Origin of the sequence: Pseudomonas helleri, assembly GCF_001043025.1 — a bacterium.
Classification (GTDB): domain Bacteria; phylum Pseudomonadota; class Gammaproteobacteria; order Pseudomonadales; family Pseudomonadaceae; genus Aquipseudomonas; species Aquipseudomonas helleri.
Genome location: NZ_JYLD01000001.1, coordinates 134134 through 157751 on the forward strand (window position 1 = coordinate 134134; position 23618 = coordinate 157751).

Here is a 23618-nt window from a genome sequence, read left to right on the forward strand (position 1 = left end):
CCGTTATCAAAATCGCGCCGCACAATGCCCCAGAATGCTCTGGTCGACCGGTCTGTCTATTGACCGGTCTCAATCTTGTGACTGGACAGCGCAGCAAAAGTTTATCGGCAGCCCAATGGCTACCACGCCAATGTCTGAGAGTTTGGGGGTGAAGGATAGTCTTTCAAGTGGATTAAAACCTGCGAATTAACGATTCGTCGCGCTTCGATTCTTTGAGCGACTGGCATACACTGCGCGGCCGTTTTTTAACCGGAACTTGAAAGACATGAAAAGCGCCTCTCCAGCCCGTGCCTGCGGCATCGACTTCGGCACCTCCAACTCCACTGTCGGCTGGCTGCGCCCCGGCGTGGAAACCCTCATTGCGCTGGAGGACGACAAGATCACCCTGCCCTCAGTGGTGTTCTTCAATATTGAAGAACGCCGCCCGGTGTATGGCCGTCTGGCGCTGCATGAGTACCTGGAAGGCTACGAAGGCCGCCTGATGCGCTCGCTCAAAAGCCTGCTGGGTTCCAAGCTGATCAAGCACGACACCAGCGTGCTGGGCACGGCCATGCCGTTCAAGGACCTGCTGGGGCTGTTTATCGGCCAGCTTAAAAAGCGCGCCGAAACTGCCGCCGGTCGGGAGTTTGAAGAGGTGGTGCTGGGTCGCCCGGTGTACTTCGTCGATGAAGACCCGCTGGCCGACCAGGAAGCCGAAAACACCCTGGCCGACGTCGCCCGGGCCATCGGTTTCAAGGAAGTCTCGTTCCAGTACGAACCGATTGCGGCCGCTTTCGACTACGAGTCGACCATCGAGCGCGAAGAGCTGGTGCTCATCGTCGACATCGGCGGCGGTACTTCTGACTTCTCGCTGGTGCGCCTGTCACCCGAGCGTCGCGGCCTGGACAACCGCCACGACGACATTCTGGCCACCGGCGGTGTGCACGTGGGCGGTACCGACTTTGATAAACAGCTGAGCCTGCAAGGCGTGATGCCGTTGTTCGGCTACGGCAGCCGCATGAAAAGCGGCGCCTACATGCCCACCAGCCACCACATGAACCTGGCGACCTGGCACACCATCAACACGGTGTACTCGCAAAAATCCCAGCTGGCGCTGGGCAGCATGCGTTACGACATCGAAGACACCGGCGGCATCGACCGCCTGTTCAAGTTGATCGAACAGCGCGCGGGCCACTGGTTGGCGATGGAAATCGAAGAAACCAAAATCGAACTGACCCACAGCGACAGCCGCCATGTGCCGCTGGACCGCGTCGAAGCCGGTCTGAGCGTAGACCTGAGCCGGGCGCTGTTCGAAGCCGCCATCGACAACCAGCTCGAACGCATCCGCAACAGCGTGACGCAATTGCTGAGCAATGCCGGTGTGGGAGTTGAGCAAGTGAACACCGTGTTCTTCACCGGTGGTTCGAGCGGCATTCCGGCCTTGCGCCAGAGCGTCTCGGCCATGCTGCCCAATGCACGCCATGTAGAAGGCAACATCTTCGGCAGCATCGGCAGCGGTTTGGCGATTGAGGCTAAAAAGCGTTACGGCTAATTGAGCCTTCAAAACTGTAGGAGCGAGCTTGCCTCGCGATCTGTTCAAAGATCAAAAGATCGCGAGACAAGCTCGCTCCTACACAGATTCAGACAAGCTCCATCTGCTTGAGCTCGCTCTTCAAATACGCGTAGTAGATCGGCCCGGCCACCACGCCGGGCAGGCCGAAGGCGGCTTCAAACACCAGCATCGCCAGCAACAGCTCCCACGATTTGGCACTGATCTGCCCGCCGACGATTTTGGCGTTCAAAAAGTATTCCAGCTTGTGGATAACAATCAGGTACGCCAACGCGCCCACCGCCACCCAGATCGACAGCGACAAGCCGACGATGGTGATCAGGGTATTGGAGATCAGGTTGCCGATCACAGGCAACAAGCCCAGCAAAAAGGTCAGCACGATCAGGGTTTTGGTCAGCGGCAGGTGGACGCCAAACATCGGCAATACCAGCGCCAAGAAAATCCCGGTAAACACCGTGTTGAGCAAGGCGATTTTGATCTGTGCAAAAACGATATTGCGAAACGCTTGCACCAGCAGGTGCAGACGGTCGAACAGTGCGGCTGCCAGTGGCTTGCGGCGGCTGACATCGGGGATGCGCTGCAACGCCATGATCGCCCCCAGCACCATACCGATCAGCAAGGTCACAAACATGTGCGCCGCGTCTTTGCCCACCAGTTGCAGTTCGCTCAGGTGTTTGTTCATCCAGTCGCCAATGGCGACCCGAAATTCTGCCGCGCTGGCAGGTAGATAACCGTCCAGAAACGGCGGCAATTGCCCGCGTGCCCGGTCGACCACCACCATGAATTTGTTCAGCGAGGCGCCGGGGTTTTCCGCTTCATGCAGCAAAAAGCTGATGGCACCGGCAAAGATCAACGCCAAAAAGCTGACCACCAGCGTGCCCAGCAAGGCCACCGCCAGCCAGCGCGCACGGCGCCCGGCGATCAGGCGTTGCAGTTGCGGGGTGAGCATGTTGACCAACTCGAACACCAGCAAACCCGCGAGCAGGCTGGGCAACAGGCGCAACGGAAAGACCAGTAACAGACTGCCAGCGATGATGATGTAACTGGCGAACAAAATGTGACGCTGAGAAAACGATGGCATACAGCCTCAAAACAAGCAGCGCAAAAAGGATGGGCAGTCTGCCAGCCTTCAGCGGGGATCACTACAAAATGTGACTGACGGAAACTTGCTGTTGTTCCCTGTGGGAGCGGGCTTGCTCGCGATACAAACGCTACGTTCTTTCAGTAACACTGCGCCGTCCCAATCGCGAGCAAGCCCGCTCCCACAAGATGCCAATTATTTTTTCTTCAGACAGTCACTCATAAAGGCTTTGCGCGCATCGCCCTTGAGGGCTTGGGTGGTGGCGGTGGCGTTGCAGTTTTTCATGCGCTCTTGCGGGGTAGTGGCCGCCGGAGTGGCCTTGAGGCAGTTGCTCATAAACGCTTTGCGCTCATCGCCCTTGAGGGCTTTGGCGCTGGCGTCAGCGTTGCAGGTGGTCATTTTGTTTTGTTGAGCGGTGTCAGCAAAACTGTGCGAACACAGCAGTAAACCCATCAGCAGCAGAGGAACACGCAGCATCTTCATGGAGTTTTCTCCTTATGGCCGCACCGGGTGGCAGCGACGTTCATCACAGTGTAGACAAACTCTGTTACAGCTACCGACGACGTGTTTAACGCGGTCGTAACTGCCGTCGATACTGCTCTGGCGAGCACCCGGCCTGGCGCTGAAACATCGCGATAAACGCCGAAGACGTGCTGTAACCCAGGTCAAATCCGACGTCTTGCACGCTGCGGGTAGATTCCAGCGCCTCAATCGCGGCCAGAAAACGCAGGCGCTGGCGCCACTCCCCAAAGCTCATGGCCAGTTCACGCACAAACAAGCGCGCCAGGGTGCGTTCGCTAACATGCGCCTGCTCTGCCCATTCGCCCAGCGGCCGATTATCGCCGGGCTGGGCCTGCAAGGCTTCGAGCACCCGTTGTAACCCCGGATGGCTGGCATAGGGCAGATAACACTGGTGCACCGGGGCTTGTTGCAGTTGGTCGACCAACACCTGGGCCAGGCGGATATCCGCTTCGGTCTGCGGGATGTGAATGTCGCGGCGGGCAAAGTCGCTAAGGATGCTTTTGAGGATATCGCTGATGGCCAGCGTCACCGGCTCGCGCGGCAATTGTTCGCACAGCACGGCATCCAGATACACCGAGCGGTAAACAATCGCATGGGAGTTGTAGGAACTATGCTCGGTATTGGGCGGCACCCACAGTGCGTATTGGGGCGGCGACATAAAGCGTCGCCCGCCGACCTCATAGCGCATGACGCCGTTGGACACATAACCCAGCGACCCCCAACTGTGCAGGTGGGGTGTGGAATGGCTGTCGGCATCAAACTCGGCATACCGAAAGTACACCGGCGCGGGCAGTTGCTCGAACTCGGGAACACAAATCAATTTTTTGCGCATGCTGTCTGGATTCAAGCGGAGGTTGGCTGAATCGCAGTATAGGCGTGCAGACAGACAAGCGGATAATTGCCGCTTACTCACCCTGTGGTTGTTTCTGATGCAATACGCTTTCCCGCTGCTGGCCATTTTGATCTGGGCTGGCAATACCGTCGTCAACAAATTGGCCGTCGGGGCGATCTTCCCGTCCGAGATCGGCTTTTACCGCTGGTTGCTGGCCGGGCTGCTCTTTACCCCGTTCATGCTCAAGCCGGTAATCGCCAACTGGTCGGTGATCCGCCCCAACCTGGGCAAGATTTTTATCCTCGGCGTGCTCGGCATGGCGGTTTACCAGAGCCTGGCGTACTTCGCCGCCGCACTCACCTCGGCCACCAACATGGGCATCATCCTCTCGTTGATGCCGCTGATGGTGCTGACCATGTCGATCATCAGCCTGGGCCAGCGCCTGACCCGTGGCGCGCTGGTGGGTGCCGTCCTGTCGTTTGTCGGGGTGTTGGTGGTGGTGTCGAGCGGCAGTTTGAGCGTGTTGCTCGCCCACGGCCTGAACCTGGGCGACGCGATGATGCTGGTCGCCACCCTGGCGTATGCGATTTACAGCACCCTGCTGAAAAAGTGGCAGTTGCGCCTGCCGCCGTTGCAGATGCTCTACCTGCAAGTGCTGGTGGCCATTGTGGTGTTGTTTCCGATGTACCTGCTGTCGCCCAAAATGGGCCCCAGCGTGCACAACATCGGCCTGGTGATGTACGCCTGCATCCTCGCCTCGATGCTCGCGCCGTTGGCCTGGATGAAGGCCGTGGCTACCCTCGGCCCGAGCCGCACGTCGCTGTTTTTCAACTTGCTGCCTCTGATTACGGCGCTGATTGCGGCGGTCGTGCTCAAGGAGCAACTGCATATCTTCCACCTGATCGGCGGCGCGTTGACCCTGGGCGGGGTGATTTTGTCTGAGCGCTGGACGACACCGCTGGGTAAATCCAGACCGGTCGAAAATAGATAAAACTTTCTCGGCGCGCTGAACTCACAACTAACGAACCGACCTCGCCAACAGAGCGAAGCGGCCACCGGATTAGTGAGGAGATAGAAATGACCGAGATCCATCTGACCGATAAAAACACCCTGCGCGACCGCGCTCGCAAAAATGTCGAAGACGGTGCCGTCACCGAGGGCTACCACGCCAACCGCGAAGAAATCCTGCGGCTGCTCAACGAATCCCTGGCCACTGAACTGGTGTGCGTGCTGCGTTACAAACGCCACTACTTCATGGCCAACGGGCTCAAGGCCAGCGTGGCTGCCGACGAGTTTCTGGAGCACGCCAACCAGGAAATGGAACACGCCGACAAACTGGCCGAGCGCATTGTGCAACTGGGCGGCGAGCCGGAGTTCAACCCGGACCTGCTATCCAAAAACGCACATGCGCAGTACGTGGCGGGCAAGACCCTGAAAGAAATGGTCTACGAGGACTTGGTCGCTGAACGGATTGCGGTCGACAGCTACCGTGAAATCATCCAGTACATCGGCGACAAAGACCCGACCACACGCCGGATCTTTGAAGACATCCTGGCGCAAGAGGAAGAACACGCCGACGACATGGCGGATATTCTGCAAGACCTGTAAGCATCACCCAACTGGTGGGAGCGGGCTTGCTCGCGATGGCATCGACACGGTGATTAAGTGACACCGCATCGACCCCATCGCGAGCAAGCCCGCTCCCACAGTGCTGTCTGAGGGTCGCTTACTTCACCGTTTTCGGCACTTTGCCCTGCTGCATTTGTTGCAGCAGCGGCGCGCATTGGTTAGGGACGTCACCGCTCGGGGCGACCAGCGCCAGCAGCCCCGCCGCCGGGCCGGCAATCACGCCCAACGCCACCATCCCCGCACCGCGCAACAGCAAAGGCACTGCCTCTACCCCGGCATCCGGGTGTGCAAAGGTGCCGCGCACGTACAACGGTGAGCGCAACGAGAACACCCGGAAGCCCTTGGATTCCGGGGTGATCTTGAGGTCCAGCCGTTCGGTGGCGAAGTTGGCCGTGCCGTCGATGTAGATGATTGCGTTCTGGGTGTCGAACACGAACAACCGGGACGTGGCCAGGCCATCCTTGATCCCGAAATCAGCCGCCGCGCAATTGATCTTCACGTCCTTGTCGCCAAAGATTTTGCCCACCACGTAATTGCCGACGTTCAATCCGGCGATTTCCATGAGGCTGCGACTGATGGCGCCGTCATTGATCAGCATTTTCAAATTGCCATTGGCCGTACCCAGCAAGCGAGCGACCGAGTTGCCGGTGCCGGAAATCGAGGCATCGCCGTTCAGTTCACCAAAACTGGTTTTCATCGGCTCAAAGGTCGGGAACAGCTGTTTGAGCTTGAAGTTGCGCGCCGTCAGCTTGGCCCGGCCTTGCAACGGGGTGTCGCGGCCGTTGAGGTTGATTTGCGCATCCAGCTTGCCGCCGGCCACGCCGAAACGCAGCGGCTCCAGCTTCAGCACACCGTCAGTGAGCACCACGTGGGTGTACAGGTCGGTGAACGGCAGGTCGGCACTCTGGACAATCCGCTTGCCGGTGAATTCGACATCGGCGTCCATGTCGCGCCAGCGCTCGGTGCGGAACTCTTCGACCGGCAGCACTTTGTCCGCAGGCTGCTTGCTCTCGCCGCCGCGGGCCTTTTGTTTGTCGTTGGAGTCCGCACCGATCAGCGGCGCCAGGTCGACCATCAGCAGTTGGTTGGAGACCAGTTTGCCGGTGAGTTTGGGCCGTGGCTTGCTCGCCACAAAGCTCAGGTCACCATGAATGTCGCTGCTGCCGATCTTGCCGTTGAAGTTGTCGTACGCGAACGTCGCGCCATTGGCCTCACGCAGCTTGGCGGTGAGATGGCCGTCGGTGGAGTACGGCGGCGAGTCGGGCAAGGTCACGCCGGTAAGCGGGTACAAGTTGCTCAGGCTGCTGCCTGCCAGCTTCAGGCGCAGGTCCAGCGCCCCCAGATCCAGCGGGTCGGTCAGGGTGCCTGCCAGGGCAACTTTGGTGTCGGCAATGCTCACTTGCGCTTGCAGCGGGAACGGCTGGTTGGTGTCACGCAACGCCAACAGGCCACCGATTTTGCCGGTGCCGTGGAGTTTCTGGCCGTGGTACTCGCCGTTGACCTTCAGGGCAAAGGCGTAGTCTTGCGGCACGGCGCCCTTGTCTTGACTCTTTTTCGCTTCTTTTTCGCCGACGATCTCGCTAAACGGGATCGGTTTGCCCAGCGAGTCGATCAGCACGTCGAGCCGGGTTTTCAGGGTTTGGTCGTTCAGCGACACCTGGCCTTTATCAAAGCCGATTGCGCCAATGTCCACTTTCCAGTTGGAGGGCTCGGCGTCGGGGTCGGCGGCGTCGAACGTGAAGGTCCAGTTTGCCCGGCCATCGGCCAGGCGTTCGAGTTTGGCTTTGGGCTCCTTCAGGTCAATACGCGGGATGGCCACGGTCTGGCTCAACAGTGCCAGCGGTGACAGGCGCAGTTCAACCCGCTTGAGGCTGGCCATTTCGGGGGTTTTTGACCAGTCGGGGTTGCCCAGGGTCAGGTCTTCGGCAATCACATGCGGCCACGGCACCCAGGCACGCCAGCCGCCCTGGCCGTCTTCGCGCAGCCAGCGCACGGCCAGGTTGCCGTTAATGGCAAACGGGCGATGCAGCACCTCGGACACTTTGGCGTTAATGGTCGGCTTGAGGCGGTTCCAGTCGAAGGTAGAAATGATCACCACCAATACGACCACCAGCAGGACAACAATACCGCCTATCCAGGCAAGGGTTTTACGGGTGCGCGTCATGGTGCGGCTCCTTTATGACGACTCAACGTCCTGGTGACTATGAAGGTACGACTGGCAAAGACGGCCCAAGGTTTAATCCAAGGGGTATTTTCGCGGAAAAAAACCCCGACATCGCCTGCACAGGCAGTGTGAGCGTGCATCTGTGTGCCCTCAACTGCGCAGGCTAGAGGCCTTCTCGCGGGAATATCAATTGTGTCGATTATCACCATTGGCCGTATGAACTTTGATATCGAGCCTGCAAGCGTAGCATTGCCTCCATCAACCCTGAGTTGCACTGCTACGGAGCACACACCATGAAACGCCCTGTCTTGTTTAGCCTTTCTCTTTCACTGCTGGCCTTTAATGCGTTCGCCATGCCCGCTGACGAAGAGCCAACCCCAATGGCCCAACCGGCCTCCAGCAGCGTCAGCCAGCCGCTCAATCAGCTTGCTGAAGATGGCGCACAACGCACCCTGGACCAACAAAAACGCGTGGCCGAAGATGGCTACGATCGCACCAAAGGCAGCACCTTTGTCGCTGAAGGCGGCGCGGACCGTCTGGCCGAGCGCAATCAGCGTGCGAGCTGAGCATGACCGTGTGGGAGCGGGCTTGCTCGCGATAGCGTCAACGTCGATGCCCCGATAAACCGCAACGCCGCCCTCGCGAGCAAGCCCGCTCCCACTGGGTTTGTGCATGTCATCACTACTGCCTTCAAAGCCGATTTGCTAGAGTGCCCGGCTGTACTTGTCTGGAACATCCGCCCCAATGCTGCCTCGCGCCGAACAGAAGCAACAAACCCGCCTCGCGCTGATGGATGCTGCCCGCCACTTGATGGAATCGGGTCGCGGCTTTGGTAGCTTGAGCCTGCGCGAAGTCGCTAAAACTGCGGGCATCGTGCCTACCGGCTTTTATCGCCACTTCAGCGACATGGACCAACTGGGCCTGGCGCTGGTCAGTGAAGTGGGCCAGACCTTTCGTGAAACAATCCGCCTGGTGCGCCATAACGAGCTGTTTATGGGCGGCGTGATCAACGCTTCGGTGCGCATCTTTCTGGATGTCGTAGAGGCCAACCGCTCACAGTTTTTGTTCCTGGCCCGCGAGCAGTACGGCGGCTCACAGCCGGTTCGCCAGGCCATTGGCGCGCTGCGTGAAGACATCACGTCGGACCTGGCGACCGACCTCGGTTCCAAGCCCAAGTTACAGCACTTGAACCACGCGGCGCTGACGGTGATTGCCGATCTGGTGGTGAAAAGCGTGTTCGCCGCCTTGCCAGACATCATCGACCCTCCGGCCGAGGCGCTGCCCGATTACTTGCAGCCGCAAGCCAAAATCAGCCAGCAACTGCGCTTTATCTTTATCGGGCTCAAGCATTGGCAAGGGCTGGGCAGCACCGAATAACCGCGCGCACTCAATTGGTGCGCACCGCCTGCTTATCCGCACTTTTTTAGCACATCTTCATCTTTCTGCACTGTGTTTGGGCCTACAGTTTGCCGCCTGCCCCAGGTTGGCAAGCACCTTGCTGTGCCTGTTCTATTGTTAATTGCAGGAAGCCTTCCAATGTTGGTGATTCATCGCAAAGTCGAAACCCACCCCGTGTGGAGCGCCGAGCTTCATTTGAATTTCGAAGCCCGCAGCAAAAGTCGCCTGCGCTGCTTTAGCCATGAAGGCGAAGACGTTGGCCTGTTCCTTGAGCGCGGCCAGCCGCCGCTGCGTGACGGTGACTTTCTGCAAGCGCAGGACGGGCGCATCGTGCGCGTGTGCGCCAGCCCCGAAAAACTGCTGCACGTCACCTGCCCCAACGCCTTTGAACTGACCCGCGCCGCGTATCACCTGGGCAACCGCCACGTGGCCTTGCAAGTGGGTGATGGCTGGCTGCGCCTGCTCGACGATTACGTGCTCAAGGCCATGCTCGATCAACTGGGCGCGACCACCGAATCTATTGAAGCACCGTTCCAGCCAGAACATGGCGCCTACGGCGGCGGGCATCACCATTCACGGGCGGGCGAAGAAGACTTCAACTACGCGCCGCGCCTGCATCAGTTTGGTGTGCGTTTGTGAATCCGGCATGGGCGCTATTGCGCCTGGCCAGCCCGCAGTTGCCGATTGGCGGCTACAGCTATTCCCAAGGGCTGGAAATGGCCGTAGACGATGGCCGCGTCAACGACCCGATCACGGCGGCACGGTGGATCCGCGATCAGTTGCTGCTCAACCTTGCGCGCTTTGAAGCGCCGCTGTTGCTGGCCCATTGTCAGGCCGCCGCCGACCAGGACTGGAGCGCCTTGCAGCGTTTTTGCGACGAGCACCGCGCCAGCCGTGAAACCCGCGAGCTGCACCAGGAAAGCCGGCAAATGGGCTACTCGTTGCAGCAATTGCTCAACGGTTTGCCCGAACTGGACGACCCAGCCCGGCTGTTTCTCGCACAACAACACGAGCCGCATCTGGCCCTTGGCTGGGCATTGGCCGCGCGCGCCTGGGGCATCAGCCCACAAGACGCCCTCGCCGCCTGGCTGTGGAGCTGGCTGGAAAACCAATTGGCGGTGCTGATGAAAACCTTGCCGCTGGGCCAGCAAGCGGCTCAGCGCATGACCAGCGAGCTGTCGCCGACATTGCAGCAAGCCCAGCAGCACGCCAGCTCTCTCGATTTATCCCACTTGGGCAGCGCCGCTTTCGGCCTGTCTTTGGCAAGCATGGCCCACGAGCGCCAGTACAGCCGCCTGTTTCGTTCCTAGGAGAATGTAATGAACACACACCCTTTGCGTGTCGGCATCGGTGGCCCGGTGGGCTCCGGCAAAACGGCGCTGACCCTGGCCCTGTGCCTGGCCCTGCGCGACAAATACAACCTGGCGGTGGTCACCAACGACATTTACACCCGCGAAGACGCTGATTTTCTGGTACGCAACGAGGCGTTGGCGCCTGAGCGCATCATCGGTGTCGAAACCGGCGGTTGCCCGCACACGGCCATCCGCGAAGACGCCTCGATCAACCTCGAAGCGGTAGACCAGTTGAACCGGCGTTTTCCGGGGCTGGATCTGATTCTGGTGGAATCGGGTGGGGATAACTTGTCTGCCACCTTCAGCCCGGAGCTGTCGGACCTGACCATCTACGTGATCGACGTGTCGGCCGGGGACAAGTTACCGCGCAAGGGCGGGCCGGGGATCTGCAAGTCTGACTTGCTGGTGATCAACAAAATCGACCTCGCGCCGTTGGTGGGTGCGTCGCTGGAGCTGATGAACAGCGACACCACGCGCATGCGTAACGGCAAGCCGTTTGTGTTCAGCAACCAGAAGACCGGGCACGGCCTGGACACCATCGTGGCGTTTATCGAGAAACAGGGCCTGCTGGTGCCTTAAACCCTGTGTAGGAGCGAGCTTGCCTCGCGATCTTTTGATCGTTGAAAAGATCGCGAGGCAAGCTCGCTCCTACAGAGTTCAGAATCACGGTGTATCATGTCGCGCAAACGCCCCAGCCGTGACGACGTCCGCCGATGCCTGATGTAGCCAACTCCGCCTTTTCGCCAGAACTGACCGCAACCTTTGCGGCCGTGCAAGCACATTTCCGTCAGGTCATCGTGCCGCTGTGGCAAGGCCCCGGCTGGAACGCCGAACTGGCACTGCCTTACGAGGCGCTCAGCCCCGCCCATCAACCGCTGCCTCCCCAGCGCTATCGCGCCATGGCCTGTGCACGCCAGTTGTATGTGTTTGCCAGCCTGATCGACGACCCGGCGTTTCCGGCCGCCGCCGAGCGCGCGGCGGCGCTGTTCCGTTCATTGCAGAGCCACTTTCACGATGCCGAACACGGCGGCTGGTTCTACAGCATCGACCCCCACGGCGCGCCGCTGGATCAACGCAAAGACCTGTACACCCACGCCTTCATCATCTTCGCCTGCGCCCATTACTGGGCCAAAGTGCGCGAGCCGCTGGTGGAGTCGGTGCTCAATGCCGCCCTGCAAGTGGTGCTTGAGCAGTTCAGTACGGGCAACGGTTTGTACGAAGCCAGCCTTGAGCAAGACTGGTCGTCACTGGGCAGCGGGCCGTTGCAGAACCCGTTGATGCACCTGGCCGAAGCCTTTTTGGCGACGCTGTCGGTGCGCGAAGACCCTACGGTACAGAGCGCACTGCTGGCACTGACCGACGGCATGCAACAGCACTTTATCGAGCCTGTGCATAACGTGATGCTGGAGAAGCCACGCGGTGCTGTGGATAACTGGTTTGAGCCGGGGCATCAGTTTGAATGGTTGTTCTTGCTGGCCTCGTCGCCGCTGCTGCGCGGCACCGCCCTGCATGGCTCGCTGGACCGCGCGTTTGGCTTTGCCGAGCAGGTCGGCGTAGACCCGCAGACCGGCGCGGTGTGCGGCATGCTGGCACCGGACGGAACCCTGCGTGATGGCACCCAGCGCATCTGGGCTCAGGCCGAGTACTTGCGCGCCCTGACCTTGCGCCCAGAGGGCGCCGAGCGTGTGCAGCGCCAATTGCTGGCATTGCAGCAGCGCTTTTTATACACAGGCGGCTGGTACGAGTGCCGCGACGGCCAGGGCAACGTCAGCCGCGAAGACATGCCGTCGACCACGCCGTATCACCTGGCCACCTGCTACAGCGGGTTGGCGCAGTACATAAGCTGACACTTCACCCTGTGGGAGCGGGCTTGCTCGCGATGCGAACGACGCGGTTTGTCAGACAGACCACGCTGATTTCATCGCGAGCAAGCCCGCTCCCACATTAAAAGATCATCAAACCCAGGTTACGCAATCCACTTGCGATCCCCGGTAAAGCTGATGGTCAGCCAGCGTGCACTGTCAGCCGTGCCCAGCATGCCCGAGATTTCTTCACGCAGTGCATCCAGGGTCTGCACACCGGCAAGTGGATAACCCGCCGGCAACACAATGTGGATCTCGATAAAACGCGCCCGCCCGTGCTTTTGCACATAGGTTTTGTAGCCTTCAAAACCATGCCGCGCCGAGACGGCTTCGAGCACATCACGCACCTTGTCATCCAGCGCGTCCGGGGCGATGCCCAGTACGTCGCGCAAGGCAGGCCGGAGGATTTTGAACGCCGGTGCGAGCATGCTGAGCGCCAGCAAGATCAAGATCGCCGGGTCCACGTACGCCGCCCACTGTGCATAACCTTGCTGCTTGAGCACCAAAGCGGTGACGAAACTTATCAACAGCCCCGCCGACAACATGGCGTCGACCAGCCAACTGATGTTGTCGAACTGGATCAAGGTTGATTTGAGGGTGCGGTTTTTGTGGCGGATCCAGAAGTAGTAGCCGAATTCGACGACGGTAAATACCGCGGCGTAGACGATCACCAGCCCCAACTCGATATCGCGCCCGCCATTGATGATGCCGAACACGCCGTTGAGAAAGGCGTAGATCGCGATCAACAGCAAAAAGCTGCCTTCGATCAACAACACCATGGGTTCAAGGTGCCAGAAGCCGAACTGGAAACGCTGGTTACTTTCTTTGGCGATCAGCTGCGCGGTTATCAGCATCAGCACTTTGATGAAGGTCGCGATCAGCGAGAAAAAGCCATCGAACAAGATGGATTGCGACCCCGAAACGAAGCCGGTCACGATGCCGGCAATGGCCACCGCGAACATTAGAACGGTTGATTGTTTGAGCAGTTGCTGCTCACCACGGTTACTCACACAAACTCCTTTCAGCCCGGTTGAATGCGACCTCTTGGGGAGGTCGCGGGTAGGCTGGCAGGCGCCAGTTTACTCCTTGGCGCGGCGCTCGATGGCAAAACCGCTCCACGACTGGGTGACCGGCATCAGTTCCAGACGGTTGATATTGATGTGCGCCGGGGTGTTGAGCACCCAGAAAATCGTCTCGGCAATGTCTTGCGGCTGGATCGGCTCGGCCCCTTGGTAGGTCGCGTCGTAACGCGCCTGGTCACCGGCAAAACGCACCAGCGAGAACTCGCTTTCACACAGGCCTGGCTCAACGTTGCTGACGCGAACGCCGGTGCCCTGCAAATCGCAGCGCAGGTTCAGCGAGAACTGTTTCACGAACGCTTTGGTGCCGCCGTACACGTGGCTGCCCGGGTACGGGTAGCTGCCCGCCACGGAACCCAGGTTGACGATACCGGCACCCCGGCCGTAGGCGATCAGGCGCGGCAGCAGCAGGCGGGTGGTGTAGATCAGGCCCTTGATGTTGGTGTCGACCATGGTTTCCCAATCGTCGAGGTCGCACTTGGGCGCCGGGTCTGTGCCCAGGGCCAGACCTGCGTTGTTGATAAGTCCGCGCAGCTTGCTGAACGAAGGCGGCAGGTTGGCAATGGCATCCTCCATGGCGGCACGATCACGCACATCCACCACCAGGCCATGCACTTCGGTGTACTGGGACAGTTCTTCGCACAACGCGTTCAGGCGCTCTTCGCGGCGGCCAGTCAGGACCAGCTTCCAGCCGGCTTGGGCAAATTTGCGCGCACACGCCTCACCAAATCCGGAGGTAGCGCCGGTAATAAACAACGTGGAAGTCATCGTGTTCTCCTTGGCTGGCGGGCTCGGGCCGCCGTTGAAATAAGATCCACAGCAGAATGCCCGGCTCAAGAGTCAGCAGCAAGGCCGAGAATTTGTACAAAAAACAACCAAACCTTTGCAGGCCACGGTCTGTATGGTCTAGCGCTGTTTACACTCATCTTATCCACAGGCCCGCCCACAGTCTTTGGGGGCAACTCGAATGGCGCAAAAGCCTTTGTGCACAAGGCCTGTAGCGCAGCTTGAAGTGTTTTTAACTTGACCTGCACACACCCGGCATGCAAATGCCCCAAAAGAGTGCAGAACCGTTACAGCACAACGATAGCCACAAGCCAGTCATTACGCCGTCTGCCGCGTTCTTTCCAGAGTTTAATCACAGACTTATCCACAGGTTGGTGACAGCATTTTAAAACACCGCATATGCCAATAAACCTGTTGACAAATAACGCAGCACATCCAGCAAAAACCGCTGATCAAAAAACAACCACAGCGCTGAAAGCCTTGTATAACGTGGTCTTCAGCCAACTACTCCCACGTTACCCACAGCCGCCTCCACAGCAAACGGGGACAAGTCAAAATGATGACAAAACAGGGATTTATCGCGTCTATATGTCGCGCTTTAGTAGGGTTGCAATATTGTTTTCCACAATTTGCAGCAACCCTGTAGGAGCGAGCTTGCCTCGCGATCTTTTAAAAGATCAAAAGATCGCGAGGCAAGCTCGCTCCTACAGTGAGGTAGGGTTGCTTAATGCCCGCCCAGATAAGCGTTGCGCACTTCTTCGTTGCTCAGCAGGTCCTTGCCGGTGCCGGTCAGGCGAATTTCGCCGTTGACCATCACGTAGGCGCGGTCGGATAAACGCAAGGCGTGGTTGGCGTTTTGCTCCACCAGAAAGATGGTCATGCCGGTCTTGGCCAGTTCTCGCAGGGTGGCAAAGATCTGTTTCACCACAATCGGCGCCAGCCCCAGGCTCGGTTCATCCAGCAACAGCAACTTGGGCCGGCTCATCAACGCCCGGGCGATGGCGAGCATTTGCTGCTCGCCGCCCGACATGGTCATGGCCCGCTGGGTGCGCCGCTCCTTGAGCCGCGGAAACAGCTCGAACATGCGCTGCATGTCTTCGCTGGCGTGCTTGTCACCAATGGGGATGGTGCCCATCAGCAGGTTTTCTTCCACGGTCATGTCCGGAAACACGCGCCGCCCTTCTGGCGATTGGGCAATGCCGTTGGAGGCGATGTAGTGCGAGGACTTCTGGGTTATGTCCACGCCCCGGTACAGAATCTGCCCGCCGCTGGCGCGGGGCTGACCAAAGATCGACATCAGCAGCGTCGACTTGCCCGCGCCGTTGGAGCCGATCAGGCTCACGGTTTCGCCCTCTTCGATGTGCAGCGAGACTTTTTTCAGGGCCTGAATCGGCCCGTAATGCACATCCAGCTCCTTGAGTTCGAGGATCGTGCTCGTCATATCAGCTCCTCTTCGTCAGCACCCAGATAGGCTGCAATCACTTTGGGGTCGTTGCGGATCGCTTCCGGCCCGCCCTCGGCGATCACGTTGCCGTGGTCGAGCACCACGATGTGATCAGAAATACTCATGACCATGCCCATGTCGTGCTCAATCAGGACCACCGTCAGGTCGTGTTCATCGCGCAGCAGGCGAATCATCGCACTCAAGGCTTCGGTTTCCTGGGGGTTGAGCCCGGCAGCAGGCTCGTCGAGGCAAATGATCTGCGGCCGCGTGCACATGGCCCGGGCGATTTCCAGGCGCCGCTGCTGACCGTACGACAATTCACCGGCCAGCCGGTTGGCGCAGTCGACCAGATCAACCACTTCCAGCCAGTAAAACGCATGGTCGAGGGCATCGCTTTCGGATTTACGATACCCCTTGGTGTTGAGGATGCCCGCCAGCAGGTTGCGGTTGACCCACATGTGCTGCGCCACCAGCAGGTTTTCCAGCACGGACATTTCCTTGAACAGGCGAATGTTCTGGAAGGTACGGGCCAGCCCTGCGCGGTTAACCAAATGGGTGCCGCCGAACATTTTGTAGAACAGGCGGCTGGAAAAGGTTTTCGGTGAAACAAAGTCGCTGAGCTTGAACGGCTCGCCCAACAGTTTGATCACGTTGGTATGGGCGCCACGGGCGGTGATTTCGATCTTGCCGCCGGTGGCTTTGTAAAACCCGGTCAGGCAGTTAAACACCGTGGTTTTGCCCGCGCCGTTCGGGCCGATCAAGGCAAAGATCGAGTTACGTTTGACCTTGAGGCTGACGTCACTCAAGGCTTTGATACCACCAAAATGCATCATCAGTTTGTCGACCGAGAGCACCACGTCTTTGTCCATCAAAGGCTTGCTCATGGCGCCACTCCTTTACGCGGTGTTACCCCGACACGGCTGATACGGATCAGGCCACGCGGGCGCCAGATCATCATCAGCACCATCAACACGCCGAACAGCAACACGCGGTATTCGGCAAAGCTGCGCAACAGCTCCGGGGCCACGGTCAGGACGAACGCGGCAATCACCACGCCCACCGTCGAGCCCATGCCGCCGAGCACCACAATCGCGAGAATCAGCGCCGACTCAAAGAAGGTAAACGAGGACGGGTTGACGAAGCCTTGGTAACTGGCGAAAAACACCCCGGCCAGGCCTGCGGTCGATGCCCCCAGGGTGAACGCAGAGAGCTTGACCAGCACGTGGTTCAGGCCCATGGCGCGGCAGGCGATTTCGTCTTCGCGCAGTGCTTCCCACGCCCGGCCAATCGGCATGCGGGTCAGGCGGTGCTTGATGTAGAGCACCAGCAGCACCACCAAAAACAGCACGATGTAGATAAACAGGAATTTGACGTTGGGGTTGTAGTCCAGCCCGAAGAACTGGTGAAACGGTATCCCGCCCTCTTTGGCCACCCGGCCAAACTCAAGGCCCATAAAGGTCGGCGATGGCACCGGCATGCCGTTGGGCCCGCCGGTAAACGACAGCCAGTTGTTGAGCACCAGGCGAATGATTTCACCGAAGCCCAGGGTCACGATGGCCAGGTAGTCGCCGTGCATGCGCAGCACCGGAAACCCGAGAATGCACCCCGCCAGCGCCGCCGCAATCGCCGCCAGCGGCAGAACCGACCAAAAACCCAGCCCCAAGTACTGATACCCCAGCGCCAGGCCGTAGGCACCAATGGCGTAGAACGCCACGTAACCGAGGTCGAGCAACCCCGCCAGGCCCACCACGATGTTCAGCCCAAGGCCCAGCAACACGTAGATCAGCCCCAGAATTACCACGGTCAAAATGTATTTATTGGCGAAGAACGGGAACACGATGGCAATCACGATGAGCAGCGGGATGATCCAGCGCAGCCGCGATTTGTAGTCTGGCGGCAACACGTGCACGCCTGAACCAGTGGATTCAAACCCGTGAAGAATCTTCAGGCCACGGGAGGTTTGCAGGAACAGGCTCAGGGCAAAGCGCCCGACCATCACAATTGCCACCAGCCAGCCAACGCGCGCCGGTTGCAGGTTAAAGCTGTAGCCGTCGAGCACGACCCCAACGATCGGCCCGAACACAATCAGTGAGATCAACCCCGCGAGGATCGAATCGACGACGCTCTTTTTGATATCAATCGGTTTATTAATGGCTGCAGACATACTTACACCTTCGCCACGAGAGGACGACCCAGCAGGCCTTGGGGACGGAAAATCAGAATCACCACCAGCAGTGAGAAGCTGAACACGTCCTTGTAGTCCGAGTTAATCAACCCGGCAAAAAGTGACTCGGATACCCCCAGGATGATCCCGCCGAGCATGGCGCCGGGCAGTGATCCGATCCCGCCGAGTACCGCAGCGGTAAACGCTTTGATGCCAATGATGAAGCCGGCATAAAAGTCGAACGTGCCGTAGTTCATGGTGATCAGTACACCGGCCAGCGCGGCCATGGCGGCGCCGATGACGAACACGTAGGAAATGACCCGGTCGGTGTTGATCCCCAGAATCGAGGCCATTTTGCGGTCTTGTTGCGTGGCCCGGCACATGCGGCCCAGCTTGGTGTACTTGATGATGTAGGTCAGCAAGCCCATGCCGACAAACGCGGCGATCAGGATGAAGACTTTGGTGTAGGTGAGTTGCACAAAGCCGGTGCCGATATCGACGCGCCAGGCGCCGCTCAGCAGCGTCGGTACGCCCTGTTGGCGCGAGCCTTGGGCGATTTGCACGTAGTTTTGCAGGATCAGCGAAATGCCGATGGCGCTGATCAGCGGCGCCAGCCGGGTCGAGTTGCGCAGCGGTTTGTAGGCCACGCGTTCGATCACCCAGCCATACACGCCGGTGACCACCACGGTGAAGATCAGGGTGCCCAACATCAGTAATGGGAAGGATTCGATACCGAAGTACGCCAGCAGAGCCAGACTGATTGCCGCGAGGTAAGCGGAAATCATGTACACCTCGCCGTGGGCGAAGTTGATCATGCCGATGATGCCGTAGACCATTGTGTAGCCGATGGCGATCAGGCCGTAGACAGACCCGAGGGTCAGGCCGTTCAGCAGTTGCTGCAGGAAAATACCGTCCATAACGCAATCTCACGCAGTTGAGCGATTGCGCAAACTCGCGCCCGCCACACCGCCAAAAGCGGCCTGGATGGTTGATGCCGGCCCGTTAACGCGTATCACCTGTGGGAGCGGGCTTGCCCGCGATGGTATCGACGCGGTTCAACACAAAGACCGCATCGCCTGTATCGCTGGCAAGCCAGGCTCCCACAGGTTTTTTGCTGCATTTAAAACAGCGTTCGCTTAACTGACAGGTATTAACCTGGGTGGTGCGGTTTACGCAGCTCCTGGAAAAAAGGCAGGTTGTGCAGACTCATTCCCGCCTGAACGGACGCAAAGCGCCGTTCAAGCGAGCAGCTCATCTCACTTCTGCTGTTCCAGTTGGTGGTACTTGCCGTCTTTGTCCCACTGGTAAACCACGTAGTCAGAGACTTTGAGGTCGCCTTTGGCGTCCCACTCTTTCTTGCCCATGACGGTGGCAACAGGGTTGGCCTTGAGCCACTTGGCGGCGTCTTCACCTTTGTTGGATTTGGCGCCATTGAAGGCATCCGCCAGGGCCTGGAGGGAAGCGTAGGCGTACAGGGTGTAGCCTTCTGGCTCTTTGCCGGCTTTACGGAACTCTTCGACCACGGCCTTGCTGTCCGGCAGCAGGCGCGGGTCGGCGCCGAAGGTCATGTACACGCCGTCAACGTACTGTTTGCCGCCTGCGGTGGAGACCAGTTCGTCGGTGACCACGCCATCGTCAGACATGAACTTCACGTCCTTGAGGCCCGCTTCACGCAGTTGACGCACCAGCGGGCCGGCTTCCGGGTGCAGACCGCCGAAATAAACGACGTCGGCGCCGGACGCGCGGATTTTGGTGACCAGGGCGCTGAAGTCTTTCTCGCCACGGGTCAGGCCCTCTTCAAGCACCGGCTTGACGCCGCGCTTGGTCAACTGCGCGCTAGTGGCGTCAGCCAGGCCTTTACCGTAGGTGTCCTTGTCGTTGATGACCGCGACCTTCTTGCCCTTGAGCACATCGACAATGTAGTCCCCGGCCACAATGCCTTGCTGGTCATCACGCCCGCACATGCGGAACACCGCGTCCAGGCCACGCTCAGTCACCTGCGGGTTGGTGGAGCCCGGCGTGATCATGATCACGCCCGCGTCGGCATACACCTCAGACGCCGGAATGGTGTTGGAGGAGCAGAAATGGCCGATCACCCCGGCGACCTTGTCCTGATCGACCAACCGGTTGGCCACCGCCACTGCCTGTTTGGGCTCGCAAGCATCGTCACCGGCCACCAGGACGATTTTCTCGCCGTTGATCCCGCCCTTGGCGTTTATAACCTCAGCCGCCGCCTTCGCCCCGGTCATGTATTGCTCGCCAAATGCCGCGTTGGCGCCGGTCATCGGCCCCGCTACACCGATTTTCACATCGGCCTGAACAAACGAAGAAACGCCCAACGCGGCCGCTACCGCGAGAGCCAGAAAACCTTTCTTGTAGAACGTCTGCGACATGAGGTGGTGCTCCTGAGTTTTTTTAGTTGGCACTGCGACTTCACATAAAGCGCTGAGCAAGGCGCGTGCCATTGGTTTTTTATTCTGGGAAAAGCCGTTGTTTTATTGTTATGTCGACTGTTTCGGGCCCTTTTTCATTGGGCGTGCAACCGTCTAAACCGAGGAAGGTAAAACCGTTTATGTGTTTAAAGCGCCACCAGGCTCAACACACGTTGCAACCGGGTTGCGCCAGCCTTGGCATTCTCCTTGTAACCCATCGCGTCACCGATCTGCACACTCGCGGTGCATCACTGCTACATGGCGCACCACCTGAGGCTAGTCGCTGTTCGCGCAAACGTCGTGCTGGCGATTAAATATCACGCTTAGATAACAATTCTCAGGCATTGGCCAGCGTGATAAAGCGAGAATCCCGCCTCATACAAACAGCTGCGCAAGCCCGCATGCGGCACTGATTGCATGGCCGAAAAAGGAATTGGCAGCGCGTTGGCATCGCCGTGACACAGGTAGTCTGCGAACGCTTTGCCCACCACAGTGCCGGTGGTCACGCCGCGACCGTTATAGCCTGTGACCGCCACTAAACCGGGCGCGGGCTCGAATAAACGCATCAAGTGATCAGGGGTGAAGGCGATGCAGCCGGTCCAGGTGCACTCCCACTCCACGCCTTTCAACGACGGGAAGTAATGCTGTTGCACGCGGTCAGCCCAGGCCTTCAAGAACCAGGCGGGTTTTTGATTGCCGTTGCCCAGGCTGCCGAGCAATAAACGGCCCTCGGCGTCGCGGCGAATGCTGCTGAGCACCTGGCGCGTGTCCCACGACCCTTGGCCGCCGGGCAAGATGCTTTTGGCGCTGTCATCGGTCAGGGGTTTAGAAGCCACCTGGTAGTAATAACCGGGGAAAAAGTTACGCCGCAGGTCAGTCCATTCGCCTTCGGTGTAGGCGTTGGAGGCTAGCACCACCTGTTCAGCGCTGACCGCTCCGCGTGCCGTTTGCACCGACCAGCGCGCGCCCTGGCGCTCCAGCCCGGTAACGGGCGAATGATCAAACAAGCGACCGCCCAGATCACTGGCGGCTTTCGCCAGCCCCGAGGTGTAGGCCATGGGATTGAGCGTACCGGCGCGGCGGTCGAGCAAGGCGGCGGCAATTTTTTGGGTGCCGGTGGCGGCTGCACAGGCAGAGCCGGTGAGCAGCTCGACCGGCGCGCCGCGGCGCTTCCATTGTTGCTCGCGGCTGCGCAAGTCTGCTTCGCCGCGGGCGTTGTGAGCCATGTGCAACGTGCCTTCGCGACGTAACTGGCAGTCGATGCGGTACCTGTCGACAAGGCTGAACACCAGCGACGGTGCGGCGCCGAGCATGCGATTGAGCTGGCTGCCGACGGCCTCACCGAAACCGGCCTCGATGTCGTCCGGCGGGATCCACATCCCCGCGTTGACCAGCCCGACGTTGCGCCCGGACCCACCGTGCCCGGTACGGTGGGCCTCAAGCACGCACACGCTTTTACCTTGTTCGAGCAAATGGATGGCGGCGGACAAACCGGTGATCCCGGCGCCAATGACGCACACATCAACGCTCAATTCGCCCTTGAACGCGGGCGCTTGCGGACGTTGAGGCGTCAGGGTTTCCCATAAGCATTGTTCTTGTAGTGGCATGGGGGGCTCCAGCAATGAAACCGGGTGATGATCTGACCTCATTCGTAGGAGTTGCCGCAGGCTGCGATCTTTTGATCTTGAAAGATCGCAGCCTGCGGCAGCTCCTACGGTGTGCTCGTCAGTTAGTCAAACGTAATACCCTGCGCCAACGGCAGCTCCAGCGAGTAGTTCACGGTGTTGGTCTGGCGGCGCATGTAGCCGCGCCAGGCGTCGGAGCCAGATTCACGACCGCCGCCGGTTTCTTTTTCGCCACCAAAGGCACCGCCGATCTCTGCACCGCTCGGGCCAATGTTGACGTTGGCGATGCCGCAATCACTGCCGGTGGCTGACATGAATTGCTCGGCCTCACGCACGTCGGTGGTGAACACGCACGATGACAAGCCTTGCGGCACGGCGTTGTTCAGGCGCAAGGCCTCGGCAAAGTCGCTGTAACCGATCACGTACAGGATCGGTGCAAAGGTTTCGCTGCACACCACTTCGCTTTGTTCTGGCATTTCCACAATGGCCGGGGCCACGTAGTACGCATCCGGGTATTGGCTGGCCAGTTGGCGCTCGCCGCCAAACACCCGCCCGCCTTCGCTCAGGGCTTGTTCCAGGGCGTTTTGCATGTTTTCAAAGCTGTGTTGGTCGATCAGCGGGCCGACCAGGTTGCCTTCCAGCGGGTGGCCGATGCGCACTTTGGAATACGCCGCTTTGAGCCGGGTGACGATGTCTGCTTTGACCGATTCGTGTGCGATCAACCGGCGCAGGCTGGTGCAACGCTGCCCGGCGGTGCCGACGGCGCTGAACAGGATGGCGCGCACGGCCATGTCCAGATCGGCGCTGGGGCCGAGGATCATCGCGTTGTTGCCGCCCAGTTCGAGAATGCTGCGGGCAAAACGCGCGGCGATTTTAGGCGCCACTTCGCGGCCCATGCGGGTGCTGCCGGTGGCGCTGATCAGCGCGACACGCGGGTCATCGACCAGAGCCTCACCGGCGTCGCGACCACCGATCACCACTTGGCTCAGGTACTGGGGCGCATCGCTGAAGTTGCTGAGCACGCGATCGAATAGCGCCTGGCAGGCCAGCGCGGTCAGCGGGGTTTTCTCGGACGGCTTCCAGATCACCGCGTTGCCGCACACCAGCGCCAGCGTGGTGTTCCACGCCCACACGGCAACCGGGAAGTTAAAGGCACTGATCACCCCGACCACGCCCAGCGGGTGCCAAGTTTCGCGCATGTGGTGGCCGGGACGTTCCGAGGCGATGGTCAGGCCGTAGAGCTGACGCGACAGGCCGACGGCGAAGTCGCAGATGTCGATCATCTCCTGCACTTCGCCCAGGCCTTCCTGAGTGATTTTGCCCGCTTCCCACGACACCAGTTCGCCCAGGTCCGCCTTGTATTCACGCAACAGGTCACCGAACTGGCGCACCAGTTCACCCCGGCGCGGCGCCGGGACTTTGCGCCAGGCCTCAAATGCATGTTCAGCGCGGGTCACGTGCTGTTCAACCTCGGCCGCCCCTTCCCACTGCACGGTGCCAATCTGGCTGCCATCAATCGGCGTGTAAACCGGCTGCTTGCCGCGTTGATACAGCGCCGGGTTCACGCCAAGACGATCCAGTAATGCAGCAACCATGGGGCACTCCTTAGATTCAATAATCAGGTTCTTAGGCCTTTAGTTGTAGCTGGCTCATCCGGCGGTAACAAACGACCTTTAAGCGAGATATCATTCCGAAAATT

General features: G+C 59.6%; 22 protein-coding genes. 9 read left to right on the top strand and 13 right to left on the bottom strand.

The annotated features are described in order from the left end of the window. Window positions 1–265 precede the first annotated feature (265 nt). The gene (locus TU84_RS00550) at window positions 266–1531 is read left to right on the top strand and encodes an Hsp70 family protein (protein WP_048366552.1); all 1266 of its coding nucleotides are present in this window, start codon (window positions 266–268) and stop codon (window positions 1529–1531) included. 88 nt (window positions 1532–1619) lie between these two features. Here the strand turns inward: TU84_RS00550 and TU84_RS00555 are convergent, their stop codons facing one another. The 3 genes from TU84_RS00555 to TU84_RS00565 form a co-directional block, all read right to left on the bottom strand. After that, the gene (locus TU84_RS00555; protein WP_048366553.1) at window positions 1620–2630 is read right to left on the bottom strand and encodes an AI-2E family transporter; all 1011 of its coding nucleotides are present in this window, start codon (window positions 2628–2630) and stop codon (window positions 1620–1622) included. 195 nt (window positions 2631–2825) lie between these two features. After that, window positions 2826–3113: a PsiF family protein gene (locus TU84_RS00560; RefSeq protein WP_048366554.1), complete on the bottom strand. Its 288-nt coding sequence runs from the start codon at window positions 3111–3113 to the stop codon at window positions 2826–2828. A gap of 85 nt (window positions 3114–3198) precedes the next feature. After that, complete coding sequence (locus TU84_RS00565; RefSeq protein WP_048366555.1) at window positions 3199–3984, bottom strand: AraC family transcriptional regulator; 786 nt, start codon at window positions 3982–3984, stop codon at window positions 3199–3201. Window positions 3985–4081: 97 nt separating this feature from the next. Here TU84_RS00565 and TU84_RS00570 point away from each other — a divergent pair, with 97 nt between their 5' ends. Both TU84_RS00570 and TU84_RS00575 read left to right on the top strand, forming a co-directional pair. Next, complete coding sequence (locus TU84_RS00570; RefSeq protein ID WP_048366556.1) at window positions 4082–4975, top strand: DMT family transporter; 894 nt, start codon at window positions 4082–4084, stop codon at window positions 4973–4975. 86 nt (window positions 4976–5061) lie between these two features. After that, a complete protein-coding gene (locus tag TU84_RS00575) occupies window positions 5062–5592 on the top strand; it encodes a ferritin-like domain-containing protein (protein ID WP_048366557.1) in 531 nt (176 codons plus the stop codon). A gap of 118 nt (window positions 5593–5710) precedes the next feature. Here TU84_RS00575 and TU84_RS00580 read toward each other — a convergent pair whose 3' ends face one another. Continuing rightward, window positions 5711–7777 (bottom strand): AsmA family protein, encoded by a 2067-nt coding sequence (locus TU84_RS00580; protein WP_048366558.1) that lies wholly within the window; start codon window positions 7775–7777, stop codon window positions 5711–5713. Window positions 7778–8070: 293 nt separating this feature from the next. On the opposite strand from TU84_RS00580, the gene TU84_RS00585 reads away from it, so the two are divergent. The 6 genes from TU84_RS00585 to TU84_RS00610 all read left to right on the top strand — a co-directional run bounded on the left by TU84_RS00585 (window position 8071) and on the right by TU84_RS00610 (window position 12374). After that, complete coding sequence (locus TU84_RS00585) at window positions 8071–8343, top strand: hypothetical protein (RefSeq protein WP_048366559.1); 273 nt, start codon at window positions 8071–8073, stop codon at window positions 8341–8343. A 178-nt stretch (window positions 8344–8521) separates the two neighbouring features. Beyond that, window positions 8522–9154, top strand: coding sequence for a TetR family transcriptional regulator (locus TU84_RS00590; RefSeq protein WP_048366560.1), 633 nt, complete (start codon window positions 8522–8524; stop codon window positions 9152–9154). 159 nt (window positions 9155–9313) lie between these two features. Continuing rightward, window positions 9314–9814, top strand: a complete 501-nt coding sequence (gene ureE, locus TU84_RS00595; RefSeq protein ID WP_048366561.1) for an urease accessory protein UreE — start codon at window positions 9314–9316, stop codon at window positions 9812–9814. Then, entirely contained in the window at window positions 9811–10485 is a 675-nt protein-coding gene (locus TU84_RS00600) for an urease accessory protein UreF (protein ID WP_048366562.1), read from the top strand. Before ureE ends, TU84_RS00600 begins: the two co-directional genes overlap by 4 nt. Window positions 10486–10494: 9 nt before the next feature. Continuing rightward, complete coding sequence (ureG, locus tag TU84_RS00605) at window positions 10495–11106, top strand: urease accessory protein UreG (RefSeq protein WP_048366563.1); 612 nt, start codon at window positions 10495–10497, stop codon at window positions 11104–11106. 134 nt (window positions 11107–11240) lie between these two features. Next, the gene (locus tag TU84_RS00610; protein ID WP_048366564.1) at window positions 11241–12374 is read left to right on the top strand and encodes an AGE family epimerase/isomerase; all 1134 of its coding nucleotides are present in this window, start codon (window positions 11241–11243) and stop codon (window positions 12372–12374) included. A 119-nt stretch (window positions 12375–12493) separates the two neighbouring features. Here TU84_RS00610 and TU84_RS00615 read toward each other — a convergent pair whose 3' ends face one another. The 9 genes from TU84_RS00615 to amaB form a co-directional block, all read right to left on the bottom strand. Then, the gene (locus TU84_RS00615) at window positions 12494–13399 is read right to left on the bottom strand and encodes a cation diffusion facilitator family transporter (protein ID WP_048366565.1); all 906 of its coding nucleotides are present in this window, start codon (window positions 13397–13399) and stop codon (window positions 12494–12496) included. A 69-nt stretch (window positions 13400–13468) separates the two neighbouring features. Next, window positions 13469–14236: an SDR family oxidoreductase gene (locus TU84_RS00620; RefSeq protein WP_048366566.1), complete on the bottom strand. Its 768-nt coding sequence runs from the start codon at window positions 14234–14236 to the stop codon at window positions 13469–13471. A 742-nt stretch (window positions 14237–14978) separates the two neighbouring features. Beyond that, entirely contained in the window at window positions 14979–15695 is a 717-nt protein-coding gene (locus TU84_RS00625; RefSeq protein WP_048366567.1) for an ABC transporter ATP-binding protein, read from the bottom strand. Continuing rightward, window positions 15692–16567: an ATP-binding cassette domain-containing protein gene (locus TU84_RS00630; RefSeq protein WP_048366953.1), complete on the bottom strand. Its 876-nt coding sequence runs from the start codon at window positions 16565–16567 to the stop codon at window positions 15692–15694. Before TU84_RS00630 ends, TU84_RS00625 begins: the two co-directional genes overlap by 4 nt. Before the next feature lie 11 nt (window positions 16568–16578). Further along, window positions 16579–17862: a high-affinity branched-chain amino acid ABC transporter permease LivM gene (gene livM / locus TU84_RS00635; protein WP_048366568.1), complete on the bottom strand. Its 1284-nt coding sequence runs from the start codon at window positions 17860–17862 to the stop codon at window positions 16579–16581. Window positions 17863–17864: 2 nt separating this feature from the next. Next, window positions 17865–18779 (bottom strand): ABC transporter permease subunit, encoded by a 915-nt coding sequence (locus tag TU84_RS00640; protein WP_048366569.1) that lies wholly within the window; start codon window positions 18777–18779, stop codon window positions 17865–17867. Between the two features lie 339 nt (window positions 18780–19118). Then, the gene (locus tag TU84_RS00645; RefSeq protein ID WP_048366570.1) at window positions 19119–20255 is read right to left on the bottom strand and encodes a branched-chain amino acid ABC transporter substrate-binding protein; all 1137 of its coding nucleotides are present in this window, start codon (window positions 20253–20255) and stop codon (window positions 19119–19121) included. A 362-nt stretch (window positions 20256–20617) separates the two neighbouring features. Beyond that, entirely contained in the window at window positions 20618–21901 is a 1284-nt protein-coding gene (amaA, locus tag TU84_RS00650) for an L-pipecolate oxidase (protein ID WP_048366571.1), read from the bottom strand. Window positions 21902–22023: 122 nt separating this feature from the next. Further along, window positions 22024–23514, bottom strand: a complete 1491-nt coding sequence (gene amaB / locus TU84_RS00655; RefSeq protein WP_048366572.1) for an L-piperidine-6-carboxylate dehydrogenase — start codon at window positions 23512–23514, stop codon at window positions 22024–22026. Window positions 23515–23618: the final 104 nt, after the last annotated feature.